Here is an 11,498-nt window from a genome sequence, read left to right as displayed (position 1 = left end):
ACCAACAGACACATCGCGAGTAAGTTAACCCGCGAATGACTACTTCCGGAGGTTCAACCGCTTGAGAATCTCACGGTACCGTTCTGGCGTGTTGTCAGCCAAGTAACGGAGCAATTTCTTGCGACGACTCACGAGTTGCATCAAGCCACGTTGGCTTGCGTAATCTTTGGGGTTTTCCCGGAGGTGAGTCGTCAGGTTGGCGATTCGCTCTGTGGCGACCGCGATTTGGACTTCCGGTGAACCGACGTCGTTGTCCGAACGTCGGTATTCTTCAACAATTTCTGATTTCCGCTCTTTGGTCACAGACATCGTAACGACCGACTCCATACACAGATGACCACGCGTTTTTGTTTGCGCAGTCCAATTGTTCTGAACTGAATTTCAAGACGGCTACTCTAACAAGCTCGGTGCAGAAATCAACAGTCAAGCGGTCCGAGATTGTCCGGACGCAAAAAAATCCCGTTGACGCGAGTCAAGACGGGATTTGGAGCGGATCGCGGTGCTGTCCTGAATCAGATTTTTCCGGATTGGAGATCAGCAACGACCTCCGCGAGAATGGCTGGATTTTTCTCGGCGAGGATGTGGGCAACTCGACTTTCCGGGACTCCCAGACGGAGCATTGTTTCCTCGGCACGTTGCCAGATGCGATCCTTTTGCTTCGCGGAATCCGACAGGTAGAGGTTGGTCACCATTTCACTGAGTCGTTCTTGGTCGATGTCATCGCGATTGTCATAGTAGCGTTTGATGATTTTTTTTTGGTGTTCGGAATGGTCTGCCATGACTCTCCTTCGAGACGAAAGTTCAGTGATGGTGGGATTCGTGATTTTGCGGAGCCACCGCCGCGAATTATCATCGGCAGAGTTGGTCGGTGGATTAATCGAAAAACAAGTTGATTCCCAGAGTCGAAACTCTGTCGTTTGCTGCAAGTCCTTTGCGTCGTTAGAGGTTATTCCCTATTTGGCTGGTTGATACCAAACTCGATACCGGCTCGAACTGTTCTTGACCGGTATTTTCGTTGCCATGAATTTGGCGGCCTCGGCCAGACCGTCGGCCTCGTAACGTTGACCATTCACCAGCAAGAACTGATAGGTTCCCTCGCGTGGGTCGCCACCAGCATCGGAATACTGCCCTTCGAGCAGCTTGTACCAATCATCGAAGTTTCGCCGATCGGTGGTCTTGTTGAGAGAAATTCGAGCCTGATTTTTTTCCTCGATCAGATCGCGGGGTTTCTTCGGCTCGTTGTCTGTTTGTTCCGGCTCGTCTTTGGATGGTTCCGCCGGCTCTGTCGCGTTCGATGGGCTAACTAGTCCCCCACTTCCAGCACCCGCGAAACCACCTTGCCCAAAACCGCCACTCCCATTCCGATTGCGGTTTGCCGGTCGGTTGATGATGGTTGGCCCCCTTGTTCCGCGATTTCCCATCGTGATTGGTGCAGGACTCGTTGGTGGGCTTGTCGACGGTGATTGTGTACTGGCGACCGTCGCATTGGTTTCGTCGTTTGTCGGTGACTCTCCTGTTTCGGGGGCTTCGACAACTTCGATGTTTTCGGGCTCGGGCTCAGCGGGTGGCTGATTTTCGACGGGTTTGGCTTTCTTCGTCGAGCGTTGCGATTTCGGAGAGTCAGCGGCGACCGCCTCGGTTTCGACTGATTCCGCTGGCGATTGTGAAAGAAAGATTGCTCCACCGATCAGCAACGCCACGAGGCTGACGAATCCGAGACTCAGCGTGATCAGCCCGGCGTTGGAGTAGTCCTTCTTTTTCGCGGATGCCCGAGTCGGTGTCGGAGCGACGGCAAACAAACTACTGCCACCAACCGCGGCGGACGCGGGTTCGGATACCGTGACCGGAGGATCCGTGGCAAACTGCAGTGGAGGCGGAGAGGCAACTGGCGGCGTTTGCGTGTCGAAATCTAATGTGGGGGGAAGTTCAGATGGTGGCGCAACGGGATCGGCATTTGACTGTGATCCTGCTGTCGACTTCCCTTGCAAGAACTCTGTGAGTTGTTGAGCAAACTCTTTCATCGAGCGGAAGCGGTCTTCCGGTTTCTTCGCCATTGCACGGGCGCAGATGGCGTCCAATTCGGGATCAATTTCTGCGAGTGCTTGGCGTAGGTGTGGAGTTTCCGCACCGAGGATTTGCCCAAGCACGACCGTTGTACCACCACGGAACGGGACGTTGCCGGTCAACAATTCGTATAGGATGATGCCAAGGGCGTAGATGTCGGCGGGAGGGCCGGTATCGAGGTCTCCCAAGACTTGCTCAGGGGACATATACGCCGGAGTGCCAAGGATTGCCCCTTCCTGGGTCATTCGGCTTTCCTCGTCATCGCTATCGACTTGCCGCGCTAAACCGAAGTCCATGATTTTCGGTCGCTTTTGCCGATCGATCATGATGTTGGCGGGTTTGAGATCGCGGTGAACGACATCGGCTGCGTGGGCGTGATCCATCGCCAATGCGAGCCGACGCACCATCAATACGGCGCGACGTTCCGGCCAGGGAGTACCGACAAGTTCCGAAAGCGGTTTGCCGTCGACGAATTCCATCGCAATGAAATTCACCTTGTCGATCTCACCGACATCGTAGATCGTGCAGATGAACTCATGGTTCAGTCGGGCAGCAGCGCGGGCTTCACGTTCGAAGCGTTCGATCCGTTGTCGACCGTTCTTGTTCGTCGTGAGCGTTGGTGTCTTGAGTGCAACGGGACGGTCGAGTTGCTTATCGTGAGCGAGATATACGGCACCCATCGCTCCGCGTCCGAGTTGCTTCTCGATACGGTACCGACCGAACTCCAGGGGCAACGACAGTTCATTGACTTGACCAGCCGATGGCATAGGAGGTTGTTCTCCGGTTTCTGATTCCAAAGGCCCGGTGGAATGGGTTTCTCGCTCGTGTCGCCGAGGTCGTCGTTTGGCAGAAGCAGAGGGTTTGGTGAAGTCCTTCAGCGCTGCCCGCAACTCGGACGCGATCGTGGGGTGTTCGGCGAGGAAATCTTCAATCGGAATCCGCTCGCCGGCGGCCAAACGAGTCCGATACTCTCGCAGAGCTTGAGCACATGAAGGTGAAATTGAGTCTGGTTTCGATGATGGTTTCGGCATCTGACGACCTCCCGGCATGTTGGCCCATAGAAACAGGAGGGAAGAAGTGATCTTAGCAACCTCTTCTGATCGTAGCGACGATCTGTATGCCTGTCACGCAAAACCTGTGTGAATACTCCTTCATTCCAGAGGCGTTCGTTGCATCAAGCGAACCACGCCCGAATTACAACCACTTCACGAAATGGTTCTCTCCATCCACCAAGATGGCTTTCGGCTCGATTGGGGTTTCGGAGAGTGTGTAGCCGAAAATGATGATGTGGTCGCCTGCTTGAATCTGTCGTGCCGCCGGGCCGTTCATGCAAATCACGCCGCTGTCGGGTTCCCCTTCGAGAACGTAGGTTTCCAGCCGTGCCCCGGACTCCAACGCTGCGACCATGACCTTTTCGCCGGGTTCCAAACCGACTCGCTCCATCAGCGAGGAATCAATCGTAATGCTGCCGATATATTCCACATCCGCTTGCGTAACGGTCGCATGATGTATCTTGGAAGACAAAAACCACTTCATTCGTATCAAACTCCGAGAGATTGGCATCCCTCACTAAAACACTGCAGTGAACTTTCGGTTCATTCAAGCCGAGACACCGTGAATCGTAGCGAGATAGGCGAAAAAGGGAACCGTATGCCATTGCCGAGACCGAGTCTGACACATCGGTTCGGTAAAAACCTCGTCGCGTTTAACTGGTGTGCCCCGGCTGACAACTCGTTACGCTTTGACAACCCGCCAGTCTGCAAGTGCTGCGACCATAACGACTGCGAGTGCCAGTAAGATCAGCCAGGAATATGGGTTATCGAAGCGGAAGTCATTGGCGGTTTCGGTGGACTGCGGTTCGATGACACCGTCGTTCAGTGCCGTCAGTACGGATTCACGTGGGTCATGAAAGTTGACGGCGAAGCGGTCCAACAGTTTCTCGCCATCGAAGATCTCGTAGACACCCGGTTGGTCGAGCCCGCCGATTTCGACGATTCCATAGAGGTCACGTGCCAACTCCCGTTCGGATTGCTCACTGACCAATTGCAGGTCCGTATCGCTCTCGGATAACGGCCAACGAAATCGGATGATCTCACCGACGCGGTAATTCCAACGCCGGAGTCCCGGCAGATCGTCCCGGCGAAGTTCGATCAGGTTGCTGAGCAGGATCGGCCAGTTTTCGCTCTCGCTGAGCTGCGATCGGCTCAGATCGATGTTCAACAGAAACGCCGTCGTACGAGTGCCTTCAAGTTGACCGAGCAATGGAAGTTGGTCGGCGGTGATCAGCGGATTGACGTTCAAACCGATCTCCTGAACCCCACCCCAAACCAAGTTCCCCAACTCCAAGCCTTCCAAGAGTGGATGGCGTTTTTCGAGAATGTACGGCCCACCGAGATCCACCGCCGCTTCCTTCGCTTCGTCCGTTCGGCTGAGCGGACCGATTCCCAACCACCACAATTCTCGGTCGGATCGTGGCAGCGGATTCGGTGATGTGATGACGAGATCGGCGTCATCCGCCGACACTTGTTCGATGTCCGGGATTGCTTCGATTGCCTTGTTCACGGCGGCTTGCGTCGTTGGATCAGCCGCCAGATCGACGGCGATCTTCACTGGCCGTTCGCGGGGTTCAATCAGGGTCACAGCGTTGTCGATCGCCAAACCGTCTTGGGGCGTTGAGAGATCAATGGTCATGATGCCGAGGCCTGACGGAACAGGAACCAACAGCGGCGTTTCGGCACCGGGAGCGATGGTCAAATCCTGTTCAAAAATGGGCTGCTCCCCTGCTCGGCCCTGCACAGATACAACGGCCGTGTTTGTGTTGTAGTTAACGAATCGTAAGTAGATTTCGTTATCCGCTGAGTCGGGATCAATCTGCCAACGAGCCGCGAGAATCGCCACATTCGGTAATCGCTCGCCAACGGCCCAGGTTTCCATGCGTCGAGGGAGCGGTGTTGCGTCCGTCGGTAAGTGGTCCGTCAAAAACAGCATGTCCCCGGAATCACCCGCAAATTGTGCGGCTTGGTCCCAGGCAGAGCTGAATTCATGAATCGAGGCCGTCGGTTGCCACTCGGAAATCTGTTCGCGAGCTTCGTCGACACTGGCCAACGGGCCGATCAACGTTTCCGGTCGGTTGCCGGTGATCAGTGCGGTTACACGACTTCCACGGTTCAATTCATCCAACCGCTCCAGCAATTTCGTCGCTGCGAGGTCACGGAACGAGGTGTTCCGATTCGGCTCGGCTTGCATCGAAGCGGAATTGTCGAGAACCACAACCAAGTGCGTCGCGCGTCCGAGTTCCCCGAAACGCGGTTGCGACAGGATCATGGCAATCAGAAACGCTGCCAGGAGTTCAAGCAGCAATGATGGTGTGATCGGTAGACGTTCTCGTTTGCGACCGACTGACCGCATCTCATGTTGAACACCCCACAAGTGCACGCCCGCGACTACGATCGGTGGAAAGCGGCGATGGTACATATGAATCGCCACAATCGCTGGCATCGCCAGCAACGCGAGTAATCCCCAAGGGTTGGCAAACGACATGCAGTGAGTTCCCGTTCTGGTTCGATTCTGCTCAGCATAACCGGTGACACTGTTTCTTCCCAGCAGGTGATTGCTTACGATGGAGTCGTTGTCATCCCGAAGTAGCCGCCCGTTGAAAATGTGTGCTACGGCTGTGTCAGCCGTGCTTTCGGCGAACCGTTGTGGTTGATCGCACTGGCGAGACGCCAGTGGCACACGAACACGAGTGTTTCAACGGGTTCAATAGACCACGCGATCGGAAGCCTTCCCCCATGTATTTGCTCAAGATGGCCAAGCGGGCCTTGTTTGAAGCCGACAAACGATTGCTGTTCAAAGCCGCCTGGACAATGGGCGTGAAGGGCACACGCAGCGTGCGGTTGCACAAGAAACGTTTGAAGCAAGGCAATTACTTTCCGCCGTTTCTGTATGTGTCGGTGATCAACTCCTGCAATTTGCGGTGTCAGGGGTGTTGGGTCGATGTGGCCGCCAAGCAGCAGACGATCGACTTGGAGGCCATGAACAAGCTCATCAATGAAGCGAAAGCGATGGGCAACGTATTCTTCGGCATCGTCGGTGGCGAACCGTTCATGCATCCGCAGTTGCTGGAGATTTTCGAAGCCCATCCGGAGTGCTACTTTCAAGTCTTCACCAACGGGCAGTTCATCACGCCGGAGAAAGCGAAGCAACTTCACAAGCTCGGCAACGTCACGCCGTTGATCAGCGTGGAAGGCAACGAAATCATCTCCGATGAACGTCGTGGCCGCAAAGACGTCTTCAGCAAAACGATGCAAGGCGTCCACAATTGCTTGGAGGCGGGCGTCTTCACCGGCGTGTGCACGAGCGTGTGTCAGACGAATATCGACGACTTGCTCACCGAAGAGTGGGTCGACAAGCTCATCGAAATGGGTGTGTTCTACACGTGGTTCCACATCTATCGTCCGATGGGACCGGATGCCTCGCCGGAATTGTGTCTCACGCCGGAGCAGCAATTGCGGGCGCGGAAGTTTGTCGTCGAGATGCGGGCGAAGAAGCCGATTGTGATTATCGACGCCTACTTCGACGGCAATGGTGAAGCCCTGTGTCCGGCGGCGACGGGGATCACGAACCACATCAATCCCTGGGGCGGAATCGAACCCTGCCCGATCGTGCAATTCGCGACCGACAACATCCATGACGAATCGAAAACGCTCGCCGAGAAATTTAATTCACCGTACCTCAACGGCTTCCGCAAACTCTCGCGGGAGACGACACGCGGCTGCATTGTGCTCGAACGGCCCGATCTGCTGAAGCAACTGGTCGAGGAACATTCCGCCCCCGACGCCACCGCACGCGGCACCGCACTCGCCGAGTTAGACGCCATGAAAGTTCGCACATCGCAATTCAATCCCGGCAACGAAATCCCGGAGAAGAACATCTGGTACCGATTGGCCAAACGCTTCTGGTTCAACGACTTCGGCGTTTACCGCGATCAGGATCACAGCACGACGGCAGCTCCTGGCGTGTTGGCGGCGAATGGTTCCGAACCGGAAGCCAATTCCGATCCGGCATTGCCGATCTTGCAATAGGTACGACCAAGAACCAGTAGCGCTTTTGGGATAAGCCAAACAACGGCGATAGTTCAGACGCATTACCACCGCATACAACAGGAAAGCCCGCCGATTGGTTTCGGCGGGCTTTCTTTGTTACTCAAATCGGGGCCGGTCTCGTGGAAGTAGGTCATCGTAGTCGTTGACGCACCCACCACGGACCCAAAAGGCCACAGTGTGGCCTTAGTCGTCGTAGTCGACTTCGATGTAGCCGTCTTTGGATTCGACTTCGACTTTGTAGTCATCGAATTCCAATTTCACTTTGCGGCCACGGTCTTTGACTTCCTGCTTCTCCGGTGGGAACGGTGGCACGAAGACCTTGACGAACACCAAACCTGGTCCCAACGGGTTCGCGATGGCGACGTTGGTCGGCACGGCGGCGGGGTGAATGTCTTTTCGGTCTTTCACCTTCACTCGGGGGAAGCACTGCATCGGAGTCGAGACACATTGTCCCGCTCGGTATGGTTGCGTGATCACAGGTTCGTTGATGGAAGCCGGCGGCAACGCAGGTGGATTGTAAGCGTCCTGACGAACCGGTGGCGGCGACAGCGATGGCCCTGAGAACACGTCATCTGGTTCCGGCGGGGGAACCACGGTTCGCGGTGCGGAGTAGTCATTGTAATCGTAACTGTTGTCAATCACGGGCGGTGGTGGCGGAACGTAACTCGGTTGGCTTGGCACCACTCGCGATTGCGGAACGATGTACGTTTCCCGACGCGGCACAATGTAGCTGCGGGACGGATACCGTGGCGGGACCACGTATCCTCGTGGCACATAACCACGGCGTCGAATCACGATACCGTCATCGTCGTCCACATCGTAAATTCGCGGTCCGCGATATCGTGGACCGTCGTCATCATCGTAATCACTATATGCGGGGCGAGTCAGGTTGGTCGCTCCCGCGAGCATTCCGATCGCCAATAATGTCAGTGCAATGCGTTTCATGGTTGTGGTGTCCTCTTCCCGGTCAACCGACCATCATGGTAGCGATTTTGAACGTTAGCCCGGGGATCAACACTTATTGAAACCCAGCTAACCGTATTATGGCAAAATCAGGGATTTCACCCGACACCAAAACTGAAATCATTTGGGAAAGATAGGAAAGATTTCAGAACCGCCTGCTTCAATTCCCCTGGTGTGCCCAAGCTGATCCGGTTGGAAAATCGTAATCCGCCAGTGATTCCGGCTTCATGGTGATGCTATAGCCCGGTGCAGTCGGGGCTTGATATCGTCCGTTTTTCATGACGACTGGGTCAAAGAAGTGTTCGTGCAGGTGATCGGCGTATTCGGTGGCCCGATCTTCCGTGCTTCCGCTGACGCACACGTAATCGATCATCGAAAGATGCTGGACATACTCACACAGCCCAACGCCACCCGCGTGCGGATACACGGGGACATCGAAGTGGGCCGCTAGCAGGAGCACCGCGAGAACTTCGTTGACGCCACCCAGACGGCAACTGTCGATCTGGCAGACTTGCATTCCCCCAGCTTGCAGGAACTGCTTGAACATCACACGGTTATGACAATGTTCGCCGGTGGCAACACGAATGGGGGCGATGGCCTTTGCGATCGCCGCATGACCGAGAACATCGTCGGGGCTGGTCGGTTCTTCGATAAACCAGGGATTGAACTCCGCAAGTTCTCGCATGTGTTCGATGGCCTGCGGAACATCCCAGACCTGGTTGGCGTCCATCATTAAATTGCGATCGGGGCCGATCTCCTCACGAATGATTCGGCATCGACGGATATCATCTTGCAGATCACGCCCCACTTTGATTTTGAAGCGTTCCCAACCACGTGAGAGCATCTCCCGGCAGAGCGATCGGAGTTGGTCATCACTGTAACCCAACCAGCCAGCGGAGGTTGTGTAAGATGGGTACCCTTCGTCTTCAAGCACCGCAATTCGGTCCGCTTTGGTCTCCGCAAGTTTCCGCAGGTGGTCCAAGGCGGATTCTCGGGTGATAGCGTCGGTGAGGTAGCGGAAATCGATGGCATCGACGAATTCTTCCGGTGAGAAATCACAAACCATCCGCCACAACGGTTTACCGGCGGCTTTGGCATCGAGATCCCACATCGCATTGATGACCGCGGCCGTCGCCAAATGGATGACGCCCTTCTCCGGCCCGACCCAACGGAGTTGGCTATCACCAGTAACACGCCGCCAATAATCCGCACGGTTGGCACGGAATTCCTCAAGTGTCGTCCCCACCACCAACGGACCAAGTGCTTCGATGGCCTGGACACACAATTCGTTGCCTCGGCCGATCGTGAATGTCATCCCGTGACCTTCAAGACCGTCGCTGTCGGTTTCTAGAATCACGTAGGCGGCGGAATAATCGGGATCGAGATTCATCGCATCCGATCCGGCGAGACTCTTCGAAGTCGGAAAACGGATGTCTTTGGCCGTCAATTTGGTAATCGTTGTCATGGAAATTAGACCTATGGAGCGACTGGAGTGCGAATTCGAAGAGTTGGTAGCGTCTCAGATGAAGACACAATTTGCTAAGTTTTGACCGCTGGTTCAACAGAAGCCGCGTTTTCGCACATACGTATCCACTGAATATCCGTTGGCAGGACGCAGGCGGTAATGTACCATATCGGCCCGCATCGATCTTTATGGCCGTGCCAATGTTTCACCGCATTGAGTCGTGGCGAACCGCATGGATCGTTAATAAGCTGTGTCGATTGATGGTTCTGACTCGAACAGATGATCGGCATGACCCCCGACGTGTTGCTTCGACATCTCACGAAGACTTCGCACAAACTCGACTGGTTTTCCTAGGTTTTAGAGACTCTCGATGCTTAGCGACACGCTTCTTTTGGTGGGAGGTTGTTCCGGGAGTTTCGCAGCTCCCACGGAGAACCGTCCTGTCTTTGATGCCGACTCTCCTCATCAAGTTCGCTATGTCCCGTTTTCGCGTCAGAAGTACGGCAGTCGGACATCGTCGTATTTTCTGAGACATCGCGATACGTGGATTGTGGTCGATCAAGGGTTGGGAATCGAGCCTATCTCTGAGTTTATCATTGATATGTTGAAGGCGGAACGTGTCGAACGGCCGATCATTCATCTTCTGCAAACCCACTATCATGAAGACCACATTGAAGGTTTGCGGGCGAACGCGTTGATGTTCCAGAAGGGAACGACGTTGCGGTTCTACAGTCCGCGACTTCAGTCGGTGACCGCTGTGCGAGGATTGCCCACGGAGAGTCCCTCACCGACGTCCAGTTGTCCGCTCGATCCCTGCATGATGGACGTGCTTGAGGCGGAGTTCTGTAAGAGTTATTGGCCGGTGACGCTGGATATTCTGGACCAGACCGGGGCCACCCGCGAGCACGAGGAATTCCAGCCCGGCGACACCCTACAAATTGATGACGTCACGATTCGGTCGGTCATGCTATCGCATCCCGGTGGCTGCGTGGGGTATCGTTTCGATTTCCCACAGAGCGATCCGGTGGTGTTGGCGACCGATTATGAACCGTCGCCCGAGATCGATCCGGCCGTGGTCGAATTCTTCGATGGTGCCGGGTTGCTTCTCACGGATATGCAGTACCGACACGCCGAATACGAAGGGCAAATGGCCATCGGACAACGGAGTGAGAATCGCATGTCGCGAGTGGGATGGGGACATGCGACGCCGGAATTGTTGTTTCCCTACCTCGTCCGAACGAAACGGCTACCGCGAAAAATCCGGGTCGTCCATCATGACCCCAAACGATCGGACGAAGATTTGGAGTCATTCCGCGAGGAGAGTTACGACATCCTGTGTCAGCATGTGACGTCTGGCAACGTAGATTACGGATTCGCGGCGGATGGCGAGTTGTATTGGCTATAGACCGGAATCTAGTCGGTCGCGTTCGGGGGCATCCGCAGAGAAAAGATGTGCGGCGTCGGGCAACCTAGACGCTTCGCGTATCGTTCCGGTCGATCGTGGGCATCGGGACAATCACGCGGCTGGAATCGACATCGGTCACAAGAAACTCAATCGTCTCTTCGGCCGACGTTAGCCCTTGAAACGTTTGAGTCAGCTCTTCGATGTCGTTGTCGTCGACCAACAGTTCAAATCGGCATTTCGTCGGGAATGCCTGACTCTGGCCGAGTTCCTTGAAATCCGCGGCGTTTCCATCGTAAACATTCAGGACCGATGCCGACTGCCAAGCGTCGTACACCAGGACATCGTGCAGTTGTTGTAGATGATGGGTCGGGAAGACACATTCGACTTTTTTCATTCGCCCGCCCCTTTTCCTCTCAAAAGAACCGATGGTTGTCGGTGTGAATGCATCTTGCGTGCCAATAATCCGACTTTCGTTGGTTTTCATAGGGTTGGTTTT

The 11,498-nt window shown here is 55.1% G+C and carries 10 protein-coding genes; 2 read left to right on the top strand and 8 right to left on the bottom strand.

Annotation, left to right across the window (positions count from 1 at the left end; genetic code table 11):
* Positions 1-39 precede the first annotated feature (39 nt).
* The 5 genes from rpsO to G6R38_RS03780 all read right to left on the bottom strand — a co-directional run bounded on the left by rpsO (position 40) and on the right by G6R38_RS03780 (position 5,604).
* Positions 40-309, bottom strand: coding sequence for a 30S ribosomal protein S15 (gene rpsO / locus G6R38_RS03800; RefSeq protein WP_166820329.1), 270 nt, complete (start codon positions 307-309; stop codon positions 40-42).
* Between the two features lie 203 nt (positions 310-512).
* Positions 513-779 carry a hypothetical protein gene (locus G6R38_RS03795; RefSeq protein WP_166820328.1) on the bottom strand — a complete coding sequence of 89 codons (267 nt, stop codon included), beginning with the start codon at positions 777-779 and terminating at the stop codon, positions 513-515.
* Positions 780-953: 174 nt separating this feature from the next.
* Entirely contained in the window at positions 954-3,095 is a 2,142-nt protein-coding gene (locus G6R38_RS03790; protein ID WP_166820327.1) for a serine/threonine-protein kinase, read from the bottom strand.
* Positions 3,096-3,258: 163 nt separating this feature from the next.
* Entirely contained in the window at positions 3,259-3,600 is a 342-nt protein-coding gene (locus G6R38_RS03785; RefSeq protein WP_166820326.1) for an aspartate 1-decarboxylase, read from the bottom strand.
* A gap of 198 nt (positions 3,601-3,798) precedes the next feature.
* Positions 3,799-5,604 (bottom strand): vWA domain-containing protein, encoded by a 1,806-nt coding sequence (locus G6R38_RS03780; protein ID WP_166820325.1) that lies wholly within the window; start codon positions 5,602-5,604, stop codon positions 3,799-3,801.
* A gap of 251 nt (positions 5,605-5,855) precedes the next feature.
* On the opposite strand from G6R38_RS03780, the gene G6R38_RS03775 reads away from it, so the two are divergent.
* Positions 5,856-7,148, top strand: coding sequence for a radical SAM protein (locus tag G6R38_RS03775; RefSeq protein WP_206028447.1), 1,293 nt, complete (start codon positions 5,856-5,858; stop codon positions 7,146-7,148).
* Between the two features lie 204 nt (positions 7,149-7,352).
* Here the strand turns inward: G6R38_RS03775 and G6R38_RS03770 are convergent, their stop codons facing one another.
* Positions 7,353-8,114 carry a hypothetical protein gene (locus G6R38_RS03770; protein ID WP_166820324.1) on the bottom strand — a complete coding sequence of 254 codons (762 nt, stop codon included), beginning with the start codon at positions 8,112-8,114 and terminating at the stop codon, positions 7,353-7,355.
* A gap of 178 nt (positions 8,115-8,292) precedes the next feature.
* Positions 8,293-9,597 carry an L-fuconate dehydratase gene (locus tag G6R38_RS03765; protein WP_166820323.1) on the bottom strand — a complete coding sequence of 435 codons (1,305 nt, stop codon included), beginning with the start codon at positions 9,595-9,597 and terminating at the stop codon, positions 8,293-8,295.
* A 370-nt stretch (positions 9,598-9,967) separates the two neighbouring features.
* Here G6R38_RS03765 and G6R38_RS03760 point away from each other — a divergent pair, with 370 nt between their 5' ends.
* Positions 9,968-11,002 (top strand): MBL fold metallo-hydrolase, encoded by a 1,035-nt coding sequence (locus tag G6R38_RS03760; protein WP_166820322.1) that lies wholly within the window; start codon positions 9,968-9,970, stop codon positions 11,000-11,002.
* 64 nt (positions 11,003-11,066) lie between these two features.
* Here the strand turns inward: G6R38_RS03760 and G6R38_RS03755 are convergent, their stop codons facing one another.
* Entirely contained in the window at positions 11,067-11,396 is a 330-nt protein-coding gene (locus tag G6R38_RS03755) for a hypothetical protein (protein WP_166820321.1), read from the bottom strand.
* Positions 11,397-11,498 lie beyond the last annotated feature (102 nt).

This window comes from Thalassoroseus pseudoceratinae (genome assembly GCF_011634775.1).
Taxonomy (GTDB): domain Bacteria; phylum Planctomycetota; class Planctomycetia; order Planctomycetales; family Planctomycetaceae; genus Thalassoroseus; species Thalassoroseus pseudoceratinae.
This window is presented reverse-complemented; position numbering and strand designations above follow the sequence as displayed.